The sequence below is a fragment of the Paludibacterium sp. genome (assembly GCF_019232825.1).
Lineage (GTDB): Bacteria > Pseudomonadota > Gammaproteobacteria > Burkholderiales > Chromobacteriaceae > Paludibacterium.
This window is the reverse complement of the sequence record NZ_JAFAND010000043.1, coordinates 1-22974: the sequence shown is the minus strand read 5'-3', so window position 1 is coordinate 22974 and position 22974 is coordinate 1. Positions and strand designations below refer to the sequence as shown.

Sequence of the window (22974 nt, the reverse complement as noted above, 5' to 3'; positions counted from 1 at the left end):
TGCGCTTTACCCAATCGCTGACGTGTCCATGCAACACCTCTCTCGCGGTCAGGCTTGTTCTTTTCAATGATTATGTACATAATCAAAAAAACAGTGAGGAGCCAGACTTATGACTCAAGGCGGAAAACGAGAAGGCGCGGGCCGCAAGCCACGCTTCGGCGCGGACAAAACCGTGGCCATGCGCGTGCCGGAACCGCTCAAGCCCCTGCTCGATCAGTGGCTGGCCGACTACCGGTCGCTGCGTACGATTCAGAGCAGCCAGGCCGAAGATTTCCGCACGCTGGGCCAAAGCCTGTCCGCGCTCTCTCTACCACTCTTTGCTAGCCGCGTGCCGGCAGGCGCCCCCGTCCCGGCCGATGATCTGCGCGAGGCGGATATCGATCTCAATACCTTGCTGGTACGACGGCCGGAGGCAACCTTCATGGTCACCGTCAAGGGCGAGTCGATGCGCGACGCCGCCATCCTGGATGGCGACATGCTGCTCGTGGATCGGTCCATCGAACCGAAGAACGGCAAAATCGTCGTGGCGGTGCTCAATGGCGAACTCACCGTCAAACGGCTTGAAAAAACCTCGGCAGGCATACGCCTTTTACCCGAGAACCCAGACTATTCCCCGATCGAAGTACCGGAAGACGCCAATTTCTTCATTTGGGGCGTGGTCACGCGCGTCATCCATAAAGTGGAATAACCCGTTAGGCAACGCGCGCCAACGCCCCGCCGACTCGCGGGCGGCATCAGGAGAACGACATGCAAACGAACGAACAACCGATCAAGATCAAGTTCATGGACTGGCGGCGCCTGCCACGCGCGTTTCGCAGCGTGGTGGCCGGCCAGCCTCAAGTACTGGTATCCCGCACCGGCCGCAACTTTTTCGTGCCGGTCGAGTTTGTCTAAGCACATTTCCCTCCCTGAGACACCCTCTTTCCTTCTCCACGCATCACAGGCCGGCCAGCCCTTCGGGGCCGGCGTCTACCGGCGCATCGCGTTGTCGTTTGCAGACAGGCCCTAGTGCGAACGGCCGGTTTTGCCAAAATTCAGCCATAACTTAAAATAAATAGAAATTCACTATGAAGGCGATGCTTTTGCTGTCATGCGGCCGCACAACCGGTAAAATCAAAGCCTTCCTATGACCGAACGCTGGACCGCATGCCACGCGGCCCTCATGGTGTGCGATCGATCGCCTTCCCCAAGGACTGCATAGACGAATGACTGCTTCACATCGTTTTTTCCGCCCGGCCGTACTGATGATGGCCCTTGCCGCGCCCACCCTGGCCTTGGCCGCCGCGCAAGACTCTCTGCTTGCCGCGCTGGATGCCTACCGCGCCAACGACATCCCCAGACTGACCCAGATTGCCGCGGCCATGCCGGCCGACCCATTACAGCGTTACCCCAGCTATTGGCTGACCCTCAAAGCGCTCGACCATGACGACGATGCGCAAGTTGCGCGCTTTCTCGCGCAAGGCGACCCCAGCTTGCTTAACGAGCGCGTTCGCCGTGAGTGGTTGAAAAAACTCGGCAAGCGGCAAAGTTGGAGTCAATTCGAAAGCGAATGGAACAAGCTGCCCGTCGATGCGCGCGACGAAGAAACCCAGTGCTATGGCGATCTATTGACCCTTCGGCAAGGACGCGCCCCCGATAATCTGGACCGTTTTCTCGAAAGCCGCCCGCTAGCGGACGGCTGCAACGCCTTGATCAACGCCGCGGCACAGCGCGGCATCCTCAATCAGGAATGGCTGTGGCGCCGCCTACGCCTACTGTTAGCGGGCAACTTCACCACGCAAGCACGACAGCTTGCCGCCGCCAACAACCTGGCGTTCGACGCGACATTGCTCAATAGCCCCGCCCGCGCCGATTTGGCCACGCGACAAGGGCAAGAGGCCACGCTATTCGCCATTGAAATGAAAGCACGAACCAACCTGCCGCTGGCCGCGCAAAACCTGCAAATGGTCGAGGGCGCGCTGAGCAAGTCCGCTTCGGGTTTTGGCTGGGGACAACTGGCGCTATTGGCCGCCCGCAAACAGCAAATGGACGACGCCCTGCATTGGTTCGCCCGCGCCGACCGGCAACAGATGAACAACGACCAATGGGAATGGTGGGCACGATCGGCGCTGCGGCTTGGCCAATGGGATACGCTACAAACCGTGATCCAAGCAATGCCGGCGCCACTGGCCGCCAAGCCCGCCTGGCAGTATTGGCTCGGACGCTCGCTTCGCGCGCAAAATCACGCCACCGAAGCCAACCAGTTGTTCGCCAAGGCAAGCCTTGACCGTGGTTACTATGGCTTGCTGTCTTTGGATGAAATGGGCACTGCGCTCGCCGCCATGCCCGACAGAACCGCGCCTAGCGATCAAGATAACGCCGCGATAAAGGCCGATCCCGCCGTCATCCGTTCGCTCGAACTGTACGATATCGCCGAAAACGCGAAGAAACCCGATTTGCGCGTCGACGCCCAGGCCGAGTGGCGCTGGTCCATGCGCGGCCGCTCCGATATGCAGCTCTTGGCAGCCTCCGAGATTGCTCGGCAGGCCGGTTTCTACGACATGGCCATCTACAGCGCAGAGCGCACCAAGACTCAACATGACTTCTCTTTACGCTACCTGACGCCTTACCGTGACATCACGCAGCGCTATGCGCAGCAGATCGGCGTCGACGATGCTTGGGTCTATGGGTTGATCCGCCAGGAAAGTCGCTTCATCACCGTTGCCCGCTCCAGCGCCGGCGCCTCCGGCCTGATGCAGCTCATGCCCAGCACCGCGCGCTGGGTCGCCAAGAAAATGGGGTTGAGCAACACCCTTGCCGTCAGCGATATCGATACCAACATTCAGCTGGGCACCTGGTATCTGAAGTACATTCTGACCTCGCTATCCAGCAATGCCGTACTGGCAACCGCAGGCTACAACGCCGGGCCGAACCGCGCGCGCGCCTGGCAGGGCACCACCCCCATGGAAGGCACCATCTATGCCGAAACCATCCCGTTCAGCGAAACCCGCGATTACGTGCAGAAGGTCATGGCCAACGCCGCCTACTATGGCACGGCCATGGGCAACGCGCGGCTGACGCTGAAGGCGCGCATGGGCACCATCCCCGCGCGCGGCGGCGCCACCGCCACACCGGAGGCCTCTCCGGCTCCCGAGGTTACGCCATGAAATTTCCCACCCCGGTCCAGGCCTATATCGTTGGCGGCGCCGTGCGTGACGCGCTGCTCGGCCATACGCCGGGGGATCGCGACTGGGTCGTGGTAGGCGCCACGCCGCAGATCATGCTGGATTTAGGCTTTCGTCCGGTTGGCAAGGATTTCCCCGTGTTCCTGCACCCAGAGAGCCACGAGGAATACGCCTTGGCGCGCACCGAACGCAAAACCGCGCCCGGCTATCGTGGCTTTGCCTTCCACGCCGCGCCCGACGTCACGCTGGAACAGGATCTGTCCCGCCGCGACCTGACCATCAACGCGATGGCGATGGATGACGATGGTCAGATCATCGACCCCTTCAACGGGCAAGCCGACTTGGCCGTTGGCCTGCTGCGTCATGTCAGCCCCGCCTTCAGCGAAGACCCTGTACGCATTCTGCGGGTCGCGCGTTTTGCCGCCCGGTTTGGTTTTGCCGTGGCGCCGGACACATTGACGCTCATGCGCGCCATGACGGCGAGCGGCGAAGTGGATGCCTTGGTCGCGGAACGCGTCTGGCAAGAAATGGCGAGAGCGCTCATGACGCCCCGCCCCTCGGCCTTCTTTGATTGTTTACGGCAGTGCGGCGCGCTGGCGCAAATCATGCCCGAGGTGGATGCCCTGTTTGGCGTGCCGCAGCGCGCCGACTTTCACCCGGAGATCGACACCGGCGTGCATGTCATGATGGCGCTCGATTTCGCCGCCACGCGCGGCTACGCGCTGCCCGCGCGGTTTGCCGTGCTGGCGCACGATCTGGGCAAAGCTTTGACGCCGGCCGATGTTCTGCCGCGACATATCGGGCATGAACTCCGCGGCGAGAAACCCCTTCTCGCGCTATGCGATCGGCTACGAGTGCCTGCCGAGTGCCGCGATTTGGCACGACTGGCCACGCTGCAGCACACCAAGATCCATTGCACCGCCGAACTGCGGCCAGCCACCGTATTGAAGCTGTTCAAACAATGCGACGCGCTGCGCCGACCCGAGCGTTTTCATCAGTTGCTCGACGCCTGCGCCGCCGACAATGGCGGCCGCCTCGGCTTCGACACCGAGCCCTACCCGCAAGCACAGTGGCTCAGCGCCATGTTGACGGCCGCTCGCAGTCTAGACGCGGGAGCCCTGGCAGCCCGCACCCAGGACAAACAGCACCTGCCGGACATCATTGACCGGGCACGCATCGACTTGATTGCCGACTGGCGCAAGGCGAATTTTCCGGACTGATTTTACCCACTCGCAGTTCAGTCCATTCCCACCTGCGGGCGAGCAAACCTCATGCGCGGCCGCCCCTCCAAGCATGGCGCATCCCCGCGCTCGTCAGGAATACGCCATGCCATCCTTGCCCCCGCCTTGCCTTAGCGCCTGTCCCAACGACGCGAATCTGACCCACATCCAACACGAAGGATGGCAAGGAGGCATACCATGAGTTTTGTGATCTCGCCGCAACTGCAACACCTCTTCGACACCCAGCCCGGCAGCTGGGGCTGCCGCGACCTGGCATCCCGTTTTCTCTACGCCAATCAGTTGTGCGCCCATTTCACCGGCTTCCTTCACAAAGAGGAGCTGATCGGCCTGACCGATCTGGATCTGCGCTGCCCAGCCGTCGCCTGCGCGCCGTTATTCAGAGCGCAGGATCGCGAGGTGCTCCAAAGCGGCGAGCGGCTGCGTATCCTGGACATCCACTGCTGCGCCGACAAGAAATGGCGTTCGTTTCTGACCACCAAGACCCCACTGCGCGACAAGGAAAAAAACATCGTCGGTACTATTTTTTGCTGCCAAGAACTCAACTCGCGCGAACTGCTGGAACTTGGCATTCTGCTGAACAAGATCACCCATAGTGCCAAGGACAGCGCTCTGCTTACCAGTTCGACCAGCTACACCATCGGCCACCCCGCCAAGGGCCCCAGACTCAGTCCGCGCCAAGAAGAAATTCTGTTCCTGCTTCTGCGAGGCCGTTCGGCTCGGCAGATTGCACTGGCTTTGGGCATTGCGGCGCGTACTGTCGAATGGCACCAACAGATATTGAAAGAAAAATTCGGTGCTCGCAGCAAGAGCGAACTGGTGGAGAAAGCCATTGAACTCGGTCATCTGCACAATTTGCCGCCAGGGCTCAGCAAACGCGCACTTTCCATCATTCTGCGAGATGGTTGACAAAAGCAACTTCATCCAGCGCCAGGGCAAGTGCCCCGCCACTTGCCCAAAAGAGATCATTTCCTACACATTTACCAGCATTTATCCCAGGTAAGCCAGAAAACATCATAAGCCTTTATACCTCCAACGCAGTGTGTACCAAGGAGGCACCATGACCGTTTCCATTTCCCCGTATCTTCAGCATCTGCTCGACACGCGGCCTGGCTTGTGGGGCTGCAAAGATGCCCAATCAAACTACATCTATGTCAACCGGGCCTTTTCCGTTATCGCCGGCCTCCAGCATAACGGAGAAATCGCGGGCTTGGCGGACAGCGACCTGCCCTGCAACACCGAGGAAAGCGCGCGCTTGTTTCGCGCGCAGGATGGAGAAGTCATACGCAAAGGGCAGGCGCTGCGGATCCTCGACATCCATGGCTACCCCGACGCGACCTTGCGGTATTTCATTACCACCAAGGCTCCGTTGCGCAATGCTGGCCAGCAGATCGTCGGCACCATTTTTCATTGCCGGGAATTGAACTCGGTCGAGCTCATTAAACTGGGCACGCTGCTGAACCAAACCGCTTACAGCAGTGAGGTGGCCGCCTGGCTAGCCTCCGGCAGCAGCCACACGATCAACCATCCCGACCGTCGGTCCACGCTTAGCCCACGCGCGCTGTCGATTATTCTGCGCGAGGATTAAGAACACACGCAGGGGGCCAGTCAGCGTGCGCTCTCGATCGTTTTACGCGAAGGGTGATATGCTCAACCGGCTTATACCAAGGAGAAAATCGCTTGTTTCATACTCCCGCGCCCCATTTTGCCGAGACGCGGCGCCTGATCCTACGCGCCTGGCAACGCAGCGACCTGGCGCCGTTTCGCGCACTGAATGCCGACCCGTTGGTCATGGCGCATTTCCCCGCACGGCTTGCCGCCAGCCAAAGCGACGCCCTGGCCGAGCGATTGGCGCGACACCTCAGTGAGAACGGCTGGGGATTTTGGGCGCTGGAACTGAAGCATAGCGGCGAATTCATCGGATTTTGCGGTCTGAACCAACCGTTGTGGCAGGCGGCTTTCACGCCTTGCGTCGAGATCGGCTGGCGCTTGGCGCGGCCGTTCTGGCGCATGGGCTATGCACGCGAGGCGGCGCGCGCGGCGCTGGCCTTCGGCTTCACTCGCCTGAGGCTCGACGAAATCGTGGCGTTTACCGTGCCGGCCAACCTGCGTTCCGTGGCGGTAATGGAAGCCATCGGCATGCAGCGCGATGCAAAAGGCGATTTTTCGCACCCTCAACTACCCGCGGCGCACCCGCTGGCGCCGCACGTTCTCTACCGGTTGCCTGCCGCTGTCTGGCGCTCGCTCCCCGCGCTCTCCAACTGACGAACGCGCTCGAACAAACACAGCGTCGCCGCCATGGCCACATTCAGCGATTCGGCATGCCCCGGCATGGGGATACGCACGCGCGCGTCGGCGGCATCGTGCAATGCGGCGGAAACGCCGGCCCCTTCGTTGCCAAACACAAAGGCCACCGGGCCGGTAAGATCCTGCTGATAGAGCGAGCGGTCGCCGGCAAGACTCGTCACCAATCGCACACCGGCAAAATCGGCCAGCACGCTCGGCAGATCCGCCTGCTCATGCAGCGCCAAGTGAAAATGCGCCCCCATGCCGGCGCGCAGCACTTTGGGCGCATAGACATCGACGCAGCCGGCGCTCAAATACACCTCCGTCACGCCGGACGCGGCGGCGGAACGCAAAATCGTCCCCATATTGCCGGGGTCTTGGATATCCTCCAGCAAGACACGCGCCGCCGTTGCCGGCGCGGGCGCCGGCCGCGGCCGCAGACAAACGGCAAGCACCTCGGGCGCGCTTGCCAGCGCGCTGACGCGGGCAAGCAGGTTTTCATCCAGCTCGTACACGGAGGCCGTCTTCGACGTTGCCGCCATCAATGCGACCACCTCGGTCTTTTCGCGCGCCAAGCGATTGACGAACAACTGGGTGCACCCTAGCCCCGCCTCCATGGCGCTTTGTGCCAAATGGATGCCCTCGACGACGAGCAAGCCTTGCTTGCGCCGCTCGCGCCCTTGCTCGATCAAGCGGATCAATTGTTTGAGCGTGTCGTTATGGGGAGATGAAATCTGCTTAATGGACTGCGGCATGTCAGGTGTGCGGCGCCGTCATCGACACCACGATTTCTTTGAAATGTTGATAGATATCGGCATCCAGCGTGACCGGCTCATCGCCATAGTCGACGTAGAACACACCAACAAGCTGATGACCGGTAAAGACCGTCATGGCGGCGAACGCGCCACCCGCCATCTGGCCGAAGAACTCGTCCGGATAACTCTCGGCGATCTTCGCCCGCGCCGTCTGCGGCGCATGAAAACTTTGCGGCTTGCTCGACAACAGCGAAAAAAACGTGCCCGGCTCAAGCGCCACCGCGTGGTTGCGCAGCGGATGTTCCGGCGACAATCCCACTTGATAACGCAGCTTCAGGCAGTGGCCCTCATTGTCGTAACGCAGGAACAAGACGCGACTGAAATGCAGATCTTGCGCCAGACGACGAACGGTATCGCGCAACGCCGTATCCAATTCGCCTTCATCGTCACGCGGCGCGATGCGATGCATCTCCGCCTGGTGAAACTCGCCCGGCATCATGATCAATTCCCGCGCCGGGTAGCCGTAAGCCATGGCGCGCGGCGAACGTGCCACTTGCAGGCAAGCGAGCGGCACGGCGCTATAGGCGACGGAGGGGCCAACGCCGATCAAACGCGCCGCCGCCTCGATGCCCACCCACCACTGAGGACGCCAAGCGCCCTGGATCAACCCGTTGGCCGTGGCCACCGCCAGTCGCAAGAGTTGCTTGCGGCGGCTCGCGCCGGGATCGGTCGACAGAATATTGAGCAAGCCCATCGGCAATGGCACGGTCTTGACGAACTGCTCAAGCAGCTTGGGATAATCGACGCCGAAAACCTCGGACACTTCCTGCAACAGCGGGCGTTCCGCGGTGCGATTGTTGTAGAGCAAATAGAAGCAGGCGGGCAGATTGTAAATCAGCGCGGCGATGTAGCAGTCTTCCACCTTGTGCTCGCCCGCCAGCGACAGCCAATCTTTGGCGATGATCGCTGCCACGCGGCCATGGGCGAGCCACATCGTAATATCTTCCACCACGCCGGGATGCAAGCGGCCGGTCACGGGTTCGAGCACGGTCAAGGTATTGAAGCGGGTCACCACCGGCTCCAAGCCGATCAGCATCATCGCTTGCTCGATCGATGGCATGCTTTCGTTGCGCTGCAGCGCGCGCGACCCGCCCACCACGCGAATCAAATCGAACAGCAGGAGCGGATCGGACAGCGTAAGGTTTGCCAGGTCGGTGAAATTGATCAGATCGCTATGGCGCGCGCAGGCTTGCCGTAGCTCGGTCATGGTGCCCGAGAGAATCGGCCAGCGCCGCGCCGCGATGCTATTGAGCCAGCTATTCAGTTCCATGTTCGATCCGCCAGAACAGGAGCGATTGCTGCAAGCGGCCGGACAACGGCGTGCGGCGCGTCGGTTCGGCCCCGGGAATGGAGAAGGTGTTGCTGATCAGCAGGGCTCCCGGCTTGGCTTGTAATTGAAATTTTTCCCATACCCTTTGCATTGGCGCTGGAGAAAGAAACACATAAACCGCGTCGTACTCACCCCAATCAACGCTCCAGAAACTGGCCGGCCGCAGCCGCACGTTGCCGGGGCGCCCCATCAGCCACCAGCGTAACCGTGCCAGACAAAAACTTCCCCAGGCATTCTCCAACGCGGTAATTTGCACGTCGGGTCGCAAGCGCGCAAGCCACAATGCCAGCCGGCCATCTCCGGCGCCAGCTTCCAACAAACGCGCGCCGGGTGTCAATGCCCCGGCCAGCACTTCCGCCGCCTCGCGGCTCGATCGGTACAGCGGCACGCGCGCCTGCCAGGCATTGCGGCCAAATGCCAGCGTGGCGAAAAACGCCGCCAGAAACACCCAGGGCGGAATCCCCGCGCGCCAAGCCAACAGGGCCACAGGAATCGGCAGCCCCTGCATCCAGGCCGTCACACCCCGACTCTTCCACAACATCGACGCCGCGACCGCCAACACCCCTGCGAGCGCCGACCATTCCACTGGGTGCGCCGCCGGCGCGACAAAGTACCAGGCCAGCACCGCCGCCGACAGCTGTATCACCAACGCGCGCGCGACGCGCCCTGCCGCGGCAGCAATCAGTTGTTCGCCCCCGTATGCGGCGCCGGAGCGATCGGCCCGATCGGCTCATTGTTGAGCGGAGGCTTGATCCCATCATCGAGAATCGTCTGCTCGGCATCGCGATTGAGCACCACGATGGTGATGCGGCGATTCTCGGCGGCAAACACATCGCTATGAATCAACGGCACGGCATCGGCCAGCCCTTGCACGCGCAGTACCTTATCGGACCCCAGGCCGCCGGCGATCAATTCGCGGCGCGCGGCGTTGGCCCGGTCGGCCGACAATTCCCAGTTGCTATAGCCGCCGAGTCCGCCGCTATACGGCGTCGCGTCGGTGTGGCCGGAGATGCTCAAGCGATTGGGCAATTGGTTGAGATCCTTGGCCAGCGCCTGCAGCAACGCGCTGGTCGCGGGCAGTAGTGTCGAACTGCCGGAAGCGAACATTGAGCGGTTCTGCTCGTCGACGATCTGAATGCGCAGACCTTCGGGCGTCATCTCCAACTTCAGCTGGCTCTTGTACGCCTTCAATTGCACGCTGGTGTCGATGGTTTGCTGAATCTTCTGCTGCAGTTGCGTCAACTGCGCCTTTTCCTTGGCGGGATCGGATTGAGGGTTTTTCTTCACCTGGCCCGCTTTGCGCGTCAGATCGGTGCCGCCGCCCTTGACCACGGAAGTGGCGTCGCCCGCGCCCTGGCCCCCGGACAGCGCGACTTTGAGCGGCGTCTTGAAGTAATCGGCGATGCCGTCAAGCGTTCCCTGCGATACCGAGCCAAGCAGCCACATCAGCAGAAAGAACGCCATCATCGCCGTCACGAAGTCGGCATAGGCAATCTTCCATGCGCCGCCATGGTGGCCGTGGCCACCCTTCTTGATGCGCTTGACGATAATGGGCCGTTGCGATTCATCTGCCATGACTGGCCTCGTGGGTTATCGGTTTTTGGCCTGCTTGACGTGATCCTCCAATTCCTTGAAGGACGGGCGATCATGCGACGACAGCGCCTTGCGGCCGAACTCTACCGCCACCTGCGGCGCATAACCGTTGAGGCTGGCCAAAATGGTGACCTTGATCGTCTGGAAGACTCGGGTGCCGTCATTCAGGCGATGCTCCAAAATCGTGCCCAGCGGGCCGACGAAGCCATAGGAAAGCAAAATCCCGAGGAAGGTCCCCACCAGCGCGTGCGCGATGAGCAGACCCAATTCCGCTGGCGGGATGCCCACCGACTCCATGGTATGCACCACGCCCATCACGGCGGCCACGATACCGAAGGCCGGCATGGCATCGGCGATGGCCTTGACCGCCAAAACCGGAATCTCGCCCTCGTGATGATGGGTTTCGATTTCGACATCCATCAAGTTTTCGATTTCGAAGGCATTCAGATTGCCGCCCACCATCAGGCGCAAATAATCACAAATAAATTCAACGACATGGTGATCTTTGCCGATAGCGGGATATTTACTGAAGATTGGGCTGGATTCGGGGTTATCGACGTCGTTTTCGATCGACATCAGCCCTTCTTTGCGGACTTTGGCCAGGATCTCATAGAGCATCGCGAAGAGCTCCATATAGAAGGCCTTGGTGTAAGGCGACCCTTTAAATATCTGCGGGAAGGCCTTGAGCGTCGCTTTCAACGCCGGGCCGCCGTTGGCGACGACGAAGGCGCCGGCCGCGGCGCCGCCGATCATCATGAGTTCGATGGGCTGAAGCAGTGCCGCCAAATGGCCACCGGCCATGACGAAACCGCCGAGCGTGGAAAAAAGGATCACCACATAGCCTATACCGACAAACATGCGCGCTGCCCCATAGTTTTAGGAAACGGACAAGCCATTTTCATGACTATCTATTTTTATTTTTAACAAAAATAGCGGATTTGATTATACCAAATCCGCTATTCGAAGCGCAAAGCAGAAATCGGATAGTTCCACTATACACCAGAGAACATAAAACGATTAAAACAGGACCTCTTTTTCAAAAGTTTCAATGCAACGTGCCGCCAGACCCAACATTTTGTCGATCTCTTCCTTGCTGATGATGAGCGGCGGCGCCGAAACGATATGGTCGCCGCAGGCGCGCATGATCAGATTGTTGCGGAAGAAAATGTCGCGGCACTTCATGCCCATGTCGCCCCAATTCGGGAAGAGTTCGCGCTTGGCGCGGTCCTTGACCAAGGTAAACGCCTGGATCAGACCCACACCGCGAATGTCGTCCACATGAGCAAACTGGCCAAAGGTTTCGTGCCAGCGTCTTTGCATATACGGCCCGGTTTCGTTCTTCACGCGCTCGACGATACCCTCGTCACGCAGCGCGCGCACATTGGCCTGCGCCACCGCCGCCGCCACCGGATGCCCGGAATAGGTAAAGCCGTGATTGAAGTCGCCGCCGGCCAACAGCCCTTCCGCCACGCGATCGCCGACGAACACCGCCCCGATCGGCAAATAGCCCGACGACAGCCCCTTGGCGGTCGTGAAGATATCCGGACGAAAACCCAAGGTTTGATGGCCAAACCATTCGCCGGTGCGACCGAAGCCACAGATCACCTCGTCCGCCACCAACAGGACGTCGTATTTGCGACAGATGCGCTCGACTTCCGGCCAGTAGGTGGCCGGCGGGATGATGACGCCGCCGGCGCCCTGGATCGGTTCGCCGACGAATGCCGCCACCTTGTCGGCGCCGATTTCCAGAATCTTCTCTTCTACCCAGCGCGCCGCCTGCAGACCGAACTCGTCCGGGGTCATATCCTTGCCATGCTTGTACCACCACGGCTGCTCGACGTGAGCGATACCCGGAATCGGCAAATCGCCTTGCTCATGCATATAGGTCATGCCGCCCAGGCTTGCGCCGCCGATGGTCGAGCCGTGATAGCCGTTCCAACGGCCGATCAAGGTCTTTTTCTGCGGCTTGCCCTGAACATCCCAAAAACGGCGCACCATGCGCATCATGGTGTCGACCGACTCTGAGCCTGAGTTGGTGTAGAACACATGGCTGAAGCCTTCCGGCGACACTTCGTTGAGCAAGGCCGACAGTTCGACCACCGCCGGATGGGTGGTCTTGAAGAAGGTGTTGTAGTAGGCCAATTCTTCCATCTGCTTCTTGGCCACTTCCGGCAGATCCTTGCGGCCGTAGCCGATATTGACGCACCACAGGCCCGCCATGCCGTCGATGATCTTATTCCCCTCCGAGTCCCACAGATAAATGCCGTCTGCGTGGGTGATCACGCGTGAACCCTGGCGGTTGAGCGACTGCATGTCGGAAAACGGATGCAGGTGGTGCGCGGCATCTTGCTGACGAAGAACTTCGGTATTGTGCTGCTTCATTGCGTTTTCTCCTGTTGATTCCCCGCGGCCAGCTTCTCCTGGCCGGCCGCGCTCGCGTCGACGCGTTTCAGCCTTATACGTGCAACAGCAGGAACTTACGTTCCCACGGGCTGATCACGCGGAAATACTCAGAAAATTCTTTTTCCTTCAGCGCCACGTACATGCGCACAAAGCGCGGACCCAGCACTTCGGCCAGCTCCGGGCATTCGCGCAACTTGGCCAGCGCCTCTTCCGACCCATGCGGGAACTGGAACGGCAGTTCATAGGCATCGCTCTGGCAGGGCTCGGAAGCCGGAATTTTGTTGATCATGCCGAGATAGCCGCAAGCCAGCGTGGCGGCCATGGCGAGATACGGGTTGGCGTCCACGCCCGGCACGCGGTTTTCCACCCGGCGCGCCTGCGGCGACGAATGCGGCACGCGGAACGCCACCGTGCGGTTGTCGTAGCCCCACTGCACATTGGTCGGCGCGGCGGTATAGCGTGACAGGCGACGGAAGGAATTGACGAACGGCGCGAACAGCGGCATCGCGTGCGGCAGATAGGTTTGCAAGCCGCCGATGAAATGGAAGAAATGCTCGGACGGCGTGCCATCCGCATTGGTGAAGATGTTCTTGCCGGTCGCGCGGTCAATGATGCTCTGATGGATATGCATCGCGCTGCCGGGCTCGCCCTCCATGGGCTTGGCCATGAAGGTGGCGTACATATTGTGGCGGAACGCCGCCTCGCGCACCGTGCGCTTGAACAAGAACACCTGATCGGCCAGCGCCACCGCGTTGCCGTGCAGGAAGTTGATCTCCATCTGCGCGGTGCCGATTTCATGAATCAGCGTGTCGACTTCCAAATTCTGCGCATGGCAGTAATCGTAGATGTCCTCGAACAGCGGGTCGAATTCGTTGACCGCATCGATGGAGTACGAACGGCGGCCGAACTCGGCGCGACCAGTGCGACCGATCGGCGGCGCCAGCGGGATATCGGGATCGGGGTTGGGCGAAAGCAGATAGAACTCCATCTCCGGCGCCACCACCGGCTCCCAGTCGTGCTGGTCGAACAACGACAGCACGCGTTTCAATACATTGCGAGGCGACACGTCCACCGGCGTGCCGTCGGAACGGGTGCACTCATAGATCAGCTGTGCCGTGGGGTCCGCGGCCCAGGGCACGAAGCGCAGCGTTGCGGGATCGGGGAACAGCACCATGTCCGGGTCGGTGACATCCAGATAGCTGTCGTCCGGATAATCGCCGGTGACGGTCTGAATCAGCACCGCCTCGGGCAAACGCATTTCAGGGTCGCTGAGAAATTTGTCGCGCGGAACGATCTTGCCGCGCGCCACGCCGGTCATATCCGGCAAAATACACTCGACTTCGGTGATGTGGTGCTCTCGCATCCACTCGATGATCTCGTTGTTCATGCAAAAATCCCTCTCTATTTCAATTTCCGGCCGTTAAAACGGCTCTAGAAACGCGCCGATTTTTAGCGGCTGCGCTGTGCGCGACGGGCCAGACAGGCCTCGCCAAACGCTTTGAAAAGCGCCATCGACACCGGGTTTTCGGCGAAAAGCCATTCCGGATGCCACTGCACGGCAAAAGCGAACGACTTCGAACCGGGCACGCTGAATGCCTCGACCAGCCCATCCTCGGACAAGGCCTCGGCACGCAAGGACGGTCCCAAACGGCGCACGCCCTGGCCATGCAGCGAGTTTACTTTGTACTCAGCCAAACCCAGCCAATGACGGAACTGCCCGCCTTCGGGGAAATGCACCAGATGCGCCGGCGCATACTTCAACGCCATGTCTTCGGCCTCCGGCTCGCGGTGGTCGCGATAGCCAGGCTCCTCATGCACGTACTGGAACAATTCGCCGCCGAGCGCGACGTTCATTTCCTGAAAGCCTCGGCAGATGCCGAGCACAGGAATGCCGCGTTCGATCAGTTGGGGAATCAAGGGAAGCGTGGTGGCGTCGCGCGCGGGATCGACCGGATTGCCCGGACGGCTCGGTTCGCCTTGGTAATGATGGGGTTCGATATTGGATGGCGACCCAGGAAGCAACACGCCATCGACCAGATCCAGCAAGGCTTCCCGGTGAGAAGCATCCCCCATGGAGGGGATCAGGATGGGAACACCCCCCGCGCCGCCCGCCGCGGCGGCGACATATTTGTCGCCGACCGCGTGGAACGGCAGCAGGCCGATCATCTTGTTATCACATGGAATACCGATAATCGCTTGCCGCATGCCTACCTCTTTCAGGAAGAAGCTTTGATTGCCTCGACCGGATCAACGTACTGATAGCCGAGGTCCTTGGCAACCGCCTCAAACGTCACCTTGCCACGGCACACGTTCAGGCCGTTGCGCAGATGCGGATTGTCGAGCAGCGCGCCCGCCCAGCCCTTGTTCGCCAGTTCCAGCGCGAACGGCAAGGTGGCATTGGACAACGCCAACGTCGAAGTACGCGCCACACCGCCCGGCATATTGGCCACGCAGTAGTGCACCACGCCGTCGACGACGTAGGTCGGTTCTTGGTGGGTGGTGGCATGGCTGGTTTCGAAGCAGCCGCCTTGGTCGATCGCCACGTCCACCAGCACCGCGCCGGCCTGCATCTTCTTCAGCATAGCCCGCGTCACCAGCTTCGGCGCCAATGCGCCCGGCACCAGCACGGCGCCGACGACCAGATCAGCCGCCTCGCACTGCTCTTCGATATTCGAAGTGTTCGATACCAGGGTCTTGATGCGACCGCCGAATACGTTGTCGATTTCCTTCAGACGGTTGAGCGACTTGTCGAGGATGGTCACATCCGCGCCCAGCCCCATCGCCATGCGGGCGGCATTCAAGCCCACCACGCCGCCGCCGATGACCACCACCTTGGCCGGCGCTACGCCCGGTACGCCACCCAACAGCACGCCGCGGCCGCCTTGCGCTTTTTCCAACGCATGCGCACCCGCTTGGATCGCCATGCGGCCAGCCACTTCGGACATCGGCGCCAACAGCGGCAGGCCGCCGCGTTCGTCGGTCACGGTTTCGTATGCCACGGCGATGGCGCCCGACTCGATCAACAGGCGGGTTTGCTCAGGATCCGGAGCCAGGTGCAGGTAAGTAAACAGAATTTGGCCCGGGCGCAGCATGCGGCACTCGACCGGTTGCGGCTCCTTGACCTTGATAATCATTTCGGCCTGATCAAACACGGCCTTGGCGCTCGGCGCGATCGCGGCGCCGGAAGCAATGTATTGTTCATCGGTAAAGCCGATGGCGAGGCCAGCCTGGGTTTCCACCAGGACCTTGTGACCGTGGGCGATCATTTCGCGCGCACCGGAAGGCGTCAGGCCCACGCGGTATTCGTGATTTTTGATCTCCTTTGGAACGCCGATTAACATACTTCTCTCCTGTGATTGATGTCTGGGTCCGGATTGAGATTCAGACAGCCGTTTAATAAAATTTACATACCGCTTGCTGTCTGATACTGATTTTGACTATAAAATCTGCGTATTGCAAAGCACTATCGATTTTGCATCGCAGCAACTCAAGTCGATTGCATCGGCCCAAACATCGCGGTAACGTCTAAAATTATTAACATCTCAATTTCATCGGCACGCCCCCGGTGCAAGACGGAACAACACGAGGAAAGACAATGGATGTAGGCGCACGCCTGAGAATGGTACGAGATCGCTACGGACTGTCGCAGCGGGAGCTGGCAAAACGCGCGGGCGTCACCAATGGCACCATTTCACTCATCGAACAGAACCGGGTCAGCCCATCGATCAGCTCGCTGAAAAAGGTGCTGGAAGGCTTGCCGATGACGCTGGCCGACTTCTTCACCTTCGACGCCGAACCGCAGACGCCCAAGGTGTTCTATCAGGCCGATGAACTTCCCAACCTGGGCAACGATCAGATTCGTTTCCTTCTCGTGGGCACCGCGCACGATCATCGCGACATCGCCATTTTGCGCGAGCACTACGAACCAGGCGCCGATACCGGCCCGGACATGCTGATCCATGAGGGACAGGAAGGCGGCGTGGTCATCAGCGGCCAAATCGAAGTCACGGTCAACGGCGAAAGCCGCGTGCTCGGCCCGGGCGACGCCTACTACTTCGACAGCCGCCTGCCGCACCGCTTCCGCAATATGGGCGAAGGAATCTGCGAGGTGGTCAGCGCCAGCTCGCCGCCGACATTCTGAGCCGGCACAATCGAATAACAACGCACGACAGGCAGCACACACAAAGGAGATGTCGATGAGTCTCACCCATGCCGAATGGCAAGCCCGCGCGGCGTCTATCCGGGTCGAGGGGCGCGCCTTCATTAATGGCGCCTATCAGGACGCCCACGACGGCAAGCGCTTCCCCTGCATCAACCCGGCCACCGGCCAAAGCCTGGGCGACATCGCCTGGTGCGGCCCGGCAGAAGTCGACAGCGCCGTAGCCGCCGCGCGCACGGCATTCGATCACGGCGACTGGCCCGGGCTCGCGCCGCGGGAACGCGGCCGCATTCTCAAGCGCTTCGCCGCGCTGATGCGCCAGCACCTCGACGAATTGGCGCTATTGGAAACCCTGGACGCCGGCAAGCCGATCGGCGACACCCTGAGCGTCGACGTGCCAGGCGCGGCTTACTGCACCGAATGGTTCGCCGAAGCCATCGACAAGACGGGCGGCGAGCTGGCCCCGGTCGACCCGAGTCTGGTCGGCCTGGTCAGCCGCGAACCGATCGGCGTGGTGGCCGCCATCGTGCCGTGGAACTTCCCCATCCTGATGGCCAGCTGGAAATTCGGCCCCGCGCTCGCCGCCGGCAACGCCGTCATCCTCAAGCCCTCGGAGAAATCGCCGCTGACCGCCATCCGCCTCGGGCAACTGGCGAAAGAGGCCGGCATTCCCGACGGCATCTTCCAGGTGCTGCCCGGCGCCGGCGACGTCGGCAAATTGCTGGCGCTGCATCAACAGGTCGACTGCGTCGCCTTCACCGGCTCGACCGGCGTGGGCAAGCTGATCGCCGGCTATGCCGCGCAAAGCAACCTCAAGCGTGTCTGGCTCGAACTCGGCGGCAAGAGCCCCAACATCGTGCTGGCCGACTGCAAGGACATCGGCGCCGCTGCGCGCGCTGCGGCCGGCGCCATTTTCTACAACATGGGTGAAATGTGTACCGCCGGTTCGCGCGTCTTGGTACAACGCGAAATTCGCGACGTTTTCCTCGCCGAATTGAAACAGGCCGCGGCACGCTATGCGCCCGGCGACCCGCTCGACCCGTCCACACACATGGGCGCCATCGTCGATCGCCTTCAATACGACAAGGTGCTGTCCTATATCGACAAGGGTCAAAGCGAAGGCGCGCGCCTGCTGACCGGCGGCAAGGCCGCCAACGCGCACCCGCAGGGACTCTTCATCGAGCCGACCATCTTCGACTGCGAACGGCCGGATCTGACCATCTGCCGCGAGGAAATCTTCGGCCCGGTGCTGTCGGTGATCACCGTCGACACCATCGATCAAGCGGTGCATATCGCCAACGACACCGAATACGGGCTGGCCGCCGCGGTCTGGACCGCCGACCTGACCACCGCGCACCAGGTGTCGCGCCGCTTGCGCGCCGGCACGGTCTGGGTCAACTGCTACGACGAAGGCGGCGACATGAACTTCCCCTTCGGCGGCTACAAACAATCCGGCAACGGCCGCGACAAGTCGCTGCACGCGCTGGAGAAATACACCGAACTGAAGAGCACTTTAATCAAGCTGTAAATTCTCTAGGTAAAGCGAAAATCGCCACAATTTCATTGTGGCGATTTTTATTTTAGCCAGTGTTTGTCACTACAAAAAATCAAACAATATAGTTAAAAACACTATATGATGTTTGAGATTCTAAACACCCTTCCGCGTTAACCTGTCGCACATCAAAGGGCAACCGCGTGTGAGTGCGTAGCCAGAATGCAACACTGCACCAATCACCCTCACGGATAGATCCCAAGCGGAGAGACGGCGTCATCTCGCCTGGCGGGTGAGTAAGTGCAAGGGGGGGTATTCGCAATCCAAATGAGTAGCGTGCGTTCGCGCAGCAACGCACGGCCTCGGTGCGTGTACTCGCTCTCGTAAACAAAAACGGCCAAGCCAGTCGACCGGCTTGGCCGTTTTTTCACTCCAACCCGTCAGCACCGCGGCACAGTACTGCCAGCCGAACCGCGCTCCCTTGACGCACACCGCCCTCACCCCTAACCTCCGTCACCGTTGCGAATGAAAATAAGCAACACGAGGCTTGGCAGCCTTGAGTCACCGAGCACGGCATAAAAGCTGTGCTCGCTCTGCCTGCTGCCTCCTTACGGCAGCTCCTACTGATGTTCAAAAGACAAGGAGCACCCCATGAAGCACGACCGTTCATCCACCCCGCCCAACGTCCAGCGCGATTTGCGTGACATTCAGCACACCGTTGACCATCTGGTGCGCCAATTCGCACCCCAGCATCGCCATGCACTCGATCCCAACGCCGTGCGCAGCCTGCTCGCCGCCGTCAGCTATAAGCTCGGCTATGTACAGGGGGCGTTGCGGGGGTAAGGAAAAGGGGAAGGCAAAGCCAGTCAGTTAACGCTGACTGGCGTTTTTACATAGGGAGTAAATAGTGGGTTACCGCTTGGCAAGGCAGGAGCACAAAAATGCTATTTCCAATCGCAATTGAACTTGGCGACGATACTCACGCATTTGGGGTAATTGTTCCCGATATCCCCGGCTGCTTCTCTGCCGGCGACACCCTTGATGAAGCGCTGCACAATGCCAAAGAAGCTATCGACTTTCATCTGGAAGGACTTGTGGAAGATGGCGACGATATCCCTGTCGCCAACACGGTACAAACTCACGCCAGCAACCCAGACTATGTGGGCTTTGTTTGGGTCGTTGTATAACTTCTCCCTCACACCGAAGGCACTTGGGGCCGCTGTTAACAGGTATTCGCCGTAGGCAATGTGCGTTGCGTGCAAATCCGAAGGCCGTGCGTTGCTGCGCGAACGCACGCTACCCTGCACTCAGAGTCGGTTACGGGCACTTACCTGGCGCTTGCCATAGAAGAAATGCGCCGTGCAGGGGCTGCCACAGGAGAAGTGCACGTCGGCCAGATCGTTGCTGAGCCACTGCACACTGATATCCGTGGTGTGGGCATTGTCCACGATAGGCGTTTTGCCGTTAGCGCCATCAACCCAGGCAGAACAGCCTTGTTCGCTGCAGGCGTGTTCGATCACAGTGGATTGATCCGGAGAGCGTGTTTCTATCACATCAGCCATTGCCCAAGCACGCCCGACCATTAAAAGCACACCCATAAGTGCAACTTTGAAATAGTTACACATTTTTACAGCTGTAGATGCTAATTTTGACCTGCAAAATAAAGTCGCCTCAAGGGTTAAACTCAACGTCAACTTTCTTTAAAGACTGGCAGATTGCACGATCTATCTTGATGTAATTTGGGGATTTTCTGTTGATATTGTATGACTCACGGTTGTAGGATCCATACGCGCCCACCGAAATTAGTTGCACTCCACTCTTGTCAACAAAAAAGGCCACATCAAATCCAGAAAGCAACTGATCGTCCTTATACCCCCTCAAAAACATTGAAACTTTCTTTATCGCAGCAGAATCCCCTTTCAAAACCCCATCAATCAAACTACGATCAAGCCCATTGGGTGTTTTTTTATAATAGAATGAATCCACACCAGACCCTCTCAAGGTAGCCCAGCAATTCTTATTCACGCCTGTGTCATAATATTTTTCACGGTAAACCTTAAAATAAGATATATCTCCAGAATAATCTATATACACGGCATTGTATCCACGCTCACCAGCCAGCGACAAAGCAGAAAACAAGGAAAACATAACAAACAAGCATATTTTATCTATCACGGGAAGTTTTCTTCCTAGCGTATTTTTTATAATTAATCGATTTATTCAGGTCAACAATATCAAATTTGCTTAAATAATTTTGGAAATTTTTCACCATTGGCACATACGCTTTTGGCACAAAATACCCAACAAGCTTCTTAGTTGTCCCTGACTTACCCAGCATAAAGGTGATTCGATCATCTTGGTTTCCACCAAGACAAATCACCTCCCCAGTAACCGTATCTATCCCATAGCAAAACGCCACATGTCCTTCTCCGCCCTTTTTCCAAACAGACAATGCGCCATAAATAGGTGCATCCACCTTTACAAAGTTCTTATCTTGTACAAATGAATTTGAGCCTGCCGGGTTCGCAGACATGGCATATTTTGCTTGACGTAGGCAATAGTTCACAAAGGAAGCGCACCAGGGTGAGCCAGTATCGTTCCGCAGCGATTTAAAATCATGGGCATTACCTTTGCGATCCTTCCAACTCCCTGACCTTATTCCATCAAGTGCATGATAATTGCTTGTTTTCGTAATATCATTTTCATCTTTCCCCGCCCATTTATGGGCCTCTTCAAACGCAATTTTCATCCACGGCGCACGCTTATTATCCGGGCTCAACAACGCAAGCGGCGAACCAGTTCCATCCTTACTACGCGCGGCCTCTGCGCTCTTCTGCCCGGGTGGTGCAGGCGTCGCAGCTGGGGCAGACGCCGCCGGCGCACTAGTCTGAGCCGAGGACGGACTCGGTTTCGACTTTGCGTGGGTGGGTGTTTTGGCGCCCTCGGGGACAATAACCAGCGTCTGCCCCGGGAAAATCTGATTGACGTTCTTGAGTTGGTTCGCCTGCTTGATTGCATCGACGCTGGACTTGAATTTCTTGGCAATTTTGCCAACGGTGTCGCCCGGCTGAACCACGTAAGAAAAACTTTCACGAACCTGTTTCTTGGCACCATTAGACGGCTGATGCGGCGCGGTCGGCGCGTGCGCATGCAAACAGTCCCAGACCAGGAGAAGATTCTTCCCCGCACCGGACATATCCAGCTTGCAGACGCTTTCCAGTGCTCCCTTCAAGTTCTTCACCAGCAGCTCGGCGGCGCCAACCCCTGGCAGGTGAACCAACGTCGGCAACCGGCCATACTGATCGGTTTTCAGCACATGATCTTTACCCTGCTGGCGCAGAACCACCTCTTTATTGGGAACTGGCCATGCCCCATCCGATAAGGTGACATCCGTGCCTTTGAGCATTTTTTCCTGGCGCGCGCCCTTCGACTGATCGTTATAGCCTTCGACACGAATGATGGCCTGCACCAACCGCTCAAACTCGTCACCGTTCAGCTCACCCACGATACGGTTTCGGCTAAGGCCGGAGAACGCTTCCACCTTATCAACATACCCAGAGGTATCATTTTCCTTGCTTGGCGCGTAACCATGAATGGCTTCGTTAATGGTTTTCTTGCTGTAGATGCGCTTCAGGTTGGCGCGCAGTTCATTCACCCCGGTGTCGTAGTCCGGGAAAATCAGGAAATAGCTTTCCTCTCCCTTATCGTTTCTTGCTTTGGCAAAGCCGATATGGGTCTTTACCTTTCTGGGCGCCGGCTGACCTTGCGTATTGAGCCGAGGCCGCAGATTGCCAGGGTTATTAACCCGCCAGGGCAAACTACCGCCGGAGCGGACCATGAGATTACCTTGATTGTCGGTATACGTTGCCGCTCTGAGATCGGTGTTGTACTCGGCGCGAGTCCATTGCGTCATATGTTTTGCTCTTCTGCGGAAAGTTAACCCTGCAAGATCTTCTGCAAGATCTCATGCGAAAGGATGGGAGCGCCGTCTTCTTGCAAAGCCGCCACGTACGGCATATTGCTCAGATCCTCTTCCTCGCTCTCATCCTCCGCCGCCTCGCTGGCTGTGGGTGTAGGCTCCTGCGCAGGATGCGGCAGCACTTGTTGCTTCCACTTATCTTCGCCAACAGCAAGCGACAGATGCTGGGGCTCCTCCGTCATTACACGCGGCAAACGGCCATTTTTGGGCACAAAACCCGATGCATGGACCTTGCCGGTCTCATCGACAATCTTGTAGGGTTTCCCGACCAGCCCCATATCCTGTGCCAGCTCATCCGAATGGGCAGAGGCAAAGCGCAAGCTGTGCGTATTGCGGTACTCGCTTTGCGGCAGCAGCGGCATGCTGGGCGACATACTCGCCGGCCCGCTCATCGCATGGTTCGCACCCTTGATAGTTACCTGCCCGGGGCAATGCACCTCGATGTTGCCACCGACCAAGCGGATGTAACCGCCGCCGCTGGTAAGCAGGATTTCCTTATCGGCGTTAAGCACGAC

24 protein-coding genes are annotated in these 22974 nt (G+C 59.2%); 11 read left to right on the top strand and 13 right to left on the bottom strand.

The features are described 5' to 3' along the window. Positions 1-109: 109 nt before the first annotated feature. The 7 genes from umuD to JOZ06_RS04895 all read left to right on the top strand — a co-directional run bounded on the left by umuD (position 110) and on the right by JOZ06_RS04895 (position 6667). Positions 110-688, top strand: a complete 579-nt coding sequence (gene umuD, locus JOZ06_RS04925) for a translesion error-prone DNA polymerase V autoproteolytic subunit (RefSeq protein WP_293229413.1) — start codon at positions 110-112, stop codon at positions 686-688. A gap of 59 nt (positions 689-747) precedes the next feature. Further along, positions 748-894, top strand: coding sequence for a hypothetical protein (locus tag JOZ06_RS04920; RefSeq protein WP_293229410.1), 147 nt, complete (start codon positions 748-750; stop codon positions 892-894). A gap of 311 nt (positions 895-1205) precedes the next feature. Further along, positions 1206-3146: a lytic transglycosylase domain-containing protein gene (locus tag JOZ06_RS04915; protein ID WP_293229407.1), complete on the top strand. Its 1941-nt coding sequence runs from the start codon at positions 1206-1208 to the stop codon at positions 3144-3146. Beyond that, the gene (locus JOZ06_RS04910; protein ID WP_293229404.1) at positions 3143-4384 is read left to right on the top strand and encodes a multifunctional CCA addition/repair protein; all 1242 of its coding nucleotides are present in this window, start codon (positions 3143-3145) and stop codon (positions 4382-4384) included. Before JOZ06_RS04915 ends, JOZ06_RS04910 begins: the two co-directional genes overlap by 4 nt. 198 nt (positions 4385-4582) lie before the next feature. Further along, positions 4583-5311, top strand: coding sequence for a helix-turn-helix transcriptional regulator (locus JOZ06_RS04905; protein WP_293229401.1), 729 nt, complete (start codon positions 4583-4585; stop codon positions 5309-5311). Between the two features lie 151 nt (positions 5312-5462). Then, positions 5463-5990, top strand: coding sequence for a PAS domain-containing protein (locus tag JOZ06_RS04900; RefSeq protein WP_293229398.1), 528 nt, complete (start codon positions 5463-5465; stop codon positions 5988-5990). A gap of 92 nt (positions 5991-6082) precedes the next feature. Beyond that, on the top strand, positions 6083-6667 hold the full coding sequence (locus tag JOZ06_RS04895) for a GNAT family N-acetyltransferase (protein ID WP_293229395.1): 585 nt from the start codon (positions 6083-6085) through the stop codon (positions 6665-6667). Here JOZ06_RS04895 and JOZ06_RS04890 read toward each other — a convergent pair. The 9 genes from JOZ06_RS04890 to ald all read right to left on the bottom strand — a co-directional run bounded on the left by JOZ06_RS04890 (position 6616) and on the right by ald (position 16170). Beyond that, the gene (locus tag JOZ06_RS04890) at positions 6616-7443 is read right to left on the bottom strand and encodes an RNA methyltransferase (RefSeq protein ID WP_293229394.1); all 828 of its coding nucleotides are present in this window, start codon (positions 7441-7443) and stop codon (positions 6616-6618) included. The two genes, JOZ06_RS04895 and JOZ06_RS04890, sit on opposite strands and share 52 nt — an antisense overlap. Position 7444: 1 nt before the next feature. After that, positions 7445-8773 carry an HDOD domain-containing protein gene (locus JOZ06_RS04885; protein WP_293229392.1) on the bottom strand — a complete coding sequence of 443 codons (1329 nt, stop codon included), beginning with the start codon at positions 8771-8773 and terminating at the stop codon, positions 7445-7447. Continuing rightward, positions 8760-9479: a class I SAM-dependent methyltransferase gene (locus JOZ06_RS04880; RefSeq protein ID WP_293229390.1), complete on the bottom strand. Its 720-nt coding sequence runs from the start codon at positions 9477-9479 to the stop codon at positions 8760-8762. Before JOZ06_RS04880 ends, JOZ06_RS04885 begins: the two co-directional genes overlap by 14 nt. 35 nt (positions 9480-9514) lie before the next feature. Next, positions 9515-10408, bottom strand: coding sequence for a flagellar motor protein MotB (motB, locus tag JOZ06_RS04875; protein WP_293229387.1), 894 nt, complete (start codon positions 10406-10408; stop codon positions 9515-9517). Positions 10409-10423: 15 nt separating this feature from the next. Further along, complete coding sequence (motA, locus tag JOZ06_RS04870; RefSeq protein ID WP_293229384.1) at positions 10424-11284, bottom strand: flagellar motor stator protein MotA; 861 nt, start codon at positions 11282-11284, stop codon at positions 10424-10426. A 159-nt stretch (positions 11285-11443) separates the two neighbouring features. After that, entirely contained in the window at positions 11444-12808 is a 1365-nt protein-coding gene (locus JOZ06_RS04865) for an aspartate aminotransferase family protein (RefSeq protein ID WP_293229381.1), read from the bottom strand. 73 nt (positions 12809-12881) lie between these two features. Beyond that, positions 12882-14216 carry a glutamine synthetase family protein gene (locus JOZ06_RS04860; RefSeq protein ID WP_293229378.1) on the bottom strand — a complete coding sequence of 445 codons (1335 nt, stop codon included), beginning with the start codon at positions 14214-14216 and terminating at the stop codon, positions 12882-12884. A gap of 62 nt (positions 14217-14278) precedes the next feature. Then, positions 14279-15034, bottom strand: coding sequence for a gamma-glutamyl-gamma-aminobutyrate hydrolase family protein (locus tag JOZ06_RS04855; RefSeq protein WP_293229375.1), 756 nt, complete (start codon positions 15032-15034; stop codon positions 14279-14281). A gap of 11 nt (positions 15035-15045) precedes the next feature. Next, positions 15046-16170, bottom strand: coding sequence for an alanine dehydrogenase (gene ald, locus JOZ06_RS04850; protein ID WP_293229373.1), 1125 nt, complete (start codon positions 16168-16170; stop codon positions 15046-15048). 254 nt (positions 16171-16424) lie between these two features. On the opposite strand from ald, the gene JOZ06_RS04845 reads away from it, so the two are divergent. The 4 genes from JOZ06_RS04845 to JOZ06_RS04830 all read left to right on the top strand — a co-directional run bounded on the left by JOZ06_RS04845 (position 16425) and on the right by JOZ06_RS04830 (position 19667). Continuing rightward, positions 16425-16970: a cupin domain-containing protein gene (locus tag JOZ06_RS04845; protein ID WP_293229371.1), complete on the top strand. Its 546-nt coding sequence runs from the start codon at positions 16425-16427 to the stop codon at positions 16968-16970. Positions 16971-17025: 55 nt separating this feature from the next. Next, the gene (locus tag JOZ06_RS04840) at positions 17026-18516 is read left to right on the top strand and encodes an aldehyde dehydrogenase (protein WP_293229368.1); all 1491 of its coding nucleotides are present in this window, start codon (positions 17026-17028) and stop codon (positions 18514-18516) included. 615 nt (positions 18517-19131) lie between these two features. Beyond that, on the top strand, positions 19132-19323 hold the full coding sequence (locus JOZ06_RS04835; RefSeq protein ID WP_293229365.1) for a hypothetical protein: 192 nt from the start codon (positions 19132-19134) through the stop codon (positions 19321-19323). A 98-nt stretch (positions 19324-19421) separates the two neighbouring features. After that, positions 19422-19667: a type II toxin-antitoxin system HicB family antitoxin gene (locus JOZ06_RS04830; protein ID WP_293229362.1), complete on the top strand. Its 246-nt coding sequence runs from the start codon at positions 19422-19424 to the stop codon at positions 19665-19667. Between the two features lie 120 nt (positions 19668-19787). Here the strand turns inward: JOZ06_RS04830 and JOZ06_RS04825 are convergent, their stop codons facing one another. From JOZ06_RS04825 to JOZ06_RS04810, 4 genes are all read right to left on the bottom strand, one after another. Further along, on the bottom strand, positions 19788-20168 hold the full coding sequence (locus tag JOZ06_RS04825; RefSeq protein ID WP_293229360.1) for a hypothetical protein: 381 nt from the start codon (positions 20166-20168) through the stop codon (positions 19788-19790). Beyond that, the gene (locus tag JOZ06_RS04820) at positions 20152-20655 is read right to left on the bottom strand and encodes a hypothetical protein (RefSeq protein ID WP_293229357.1); all 504 of its coding nucleotides are present in this window, start codon (positions 20653-20655) and stop codon (positions 20152-20154) included. The genes JOZ06_RS04825 and JOZ06_RS04820 overlap by 17 nt, the downstream gene beginning before the upstream one ends. Then, positions 20645-22393: a TIGR02594 family protein gene (locus JOZ06_RS04815; RefSeq protein ID WP_293229355.1), complete on the bottom strand. Its 1749-nt coding sequence runs from the start codon at positions 22391-22393 to the stop codon at positions 20645-20647. The genes JOZ06_RS04820 and JOZ06_RS04815 overlap by 11 nt, the downstream gene beginning before the upstream one ends. A gap of 23 nt (positions 22394-22416) precedes the next feature. Then, positions 22417-22974 (bottom strand): DUF2345 domain-containing protein (locus JOZ06_RS04810; protein ID WP_293229352.1); only part of this gene is annotated, 558 nt, incomplete at its 5' end.

Coding starts and splice junctions, on each gene's coding strand:
- JOZ06_RS04840 (WP_293229368.1), top strand. CDS start 17,026: ATGAGTCTCACCCATGCCGAATGGCAAGCCCGCGCGGCGTCTATCCGG.
- motB (WP_293229387.1), bottom strand. CDS start 10,408: ATGGCAGATGAATCGCAACGGCCCATTATCGTCAAGCGCATCAAGAAG.
- JOZ06_RS04915 (WP_293229407.1), top strand. CDS start 1,206: ATGACTGCTTCACATCGTTTTTTCCGCCCGGCCGTACTGATGATGGCC.
- JOZ06_RS04900 (WP_293229398.1), top strand. CDS start 5,463: ATGACCGTTTCCATTTCCCCGTATCTTCAGCATCTGCTCGACACGCGG.
- JOZ06_RS04815 (WP_293229355.1), bottom strand. CDS start 22,393: ATGACGCAATGGACTCGCGCCGAGTACAACACCGATCTCAGAGCGGCA.
- JOZ06_RS04885 (WP_293229392.1), bottom strand. CDS start 8,773: ATGGAACTGAATAGCTGGCTCAATAGCATCGCGGCGCGGCGCTGGCCG.
- JOZ06_RS04920 (WP_293229410.1), top strand. CDS start 748: ATGCAAACGAACGAACAACCGATCAAGATCAAGTTCATGGACTGGCGG.
- JOZ06_RS04830 (WP_293229362.1), top strand. CDS start 19,422: ATGCTATTTCCAATCGCAATTGAACTTGGCGACGATACTCACGCATTT.
- JOZ06_RS04860 (WP_293229378.1), bottom strand. CDS start 14,216: ATGAACAACGAGATCATCGAGTGGATGCGAGAGCACCACATCACCGAA.
- JOZ06_RS04890 (WP_293229394.1), bottom strand. CDS start 7,443: ATGCCGCAGTCCATTAAGCAGATTTCATCTCCCCATAACGACACGCTC.
- JOZ06_RS04845 (WP_293229371.1), top strand. CDS start 16,425: ATGGATGTAGGCGCACGCCTGAGAATGGTACGAGATCGCTACGGACTG.
- JOZ06_RS04855 (WP_293229375.1), bottom strand. CDS start 15,034: ATGCGGCAAGCGATTATCGGTATTCCATGTGATAACAAGATGATCGGC.
- umuD (WP_293229413.1), top strand. CDS start 110: ATGACTCAAGGCGGAAAACGAGAAGGCGCGGGCCGCAAGCCACGCTTC.
- JOZ06_RS04905 (WP_293229401.1), top strand. CDS start 4,583: ATGAGTTTTGTGATCTCGCCGCAACTGCAACACCTCTTCGACACCCAG.
- JOZ06_RS04865 (WP_293229381.1), bottom strand. CDS start 12,808: ATGAAGCAGCACAATACCGAAGTTCTTCGTCAGCAAGATGCCGCGCAC.
- JOZ06_RS04910 (WP_293229404.1), top strand. CDS start 3,143: ATGAAATTTCCCACCCCGGTCCAGGCCTATATCGTTGGCGGCGCCGTG.
- JOZ06_RS04835 (WP_293229365.1), top strand. CDS start 19,132: ATGAAGCACGACCGTTCATCCACCCCGCCCAACGTCCAGCGCGATTTG.
- ald (WP_293229373.1), bottom strand. CDS start 16,170: ATGTTAATCGGCGTTCCAAAGGAGATCAAAAATCACGAATACCGCGTG.
- motA (WP_293229384.1), bottom strand. CDS start 11,284: ATGTTTGTCGGTATAGGCTATGTGGTGATCCTTTTTTCCACGCTCGGC.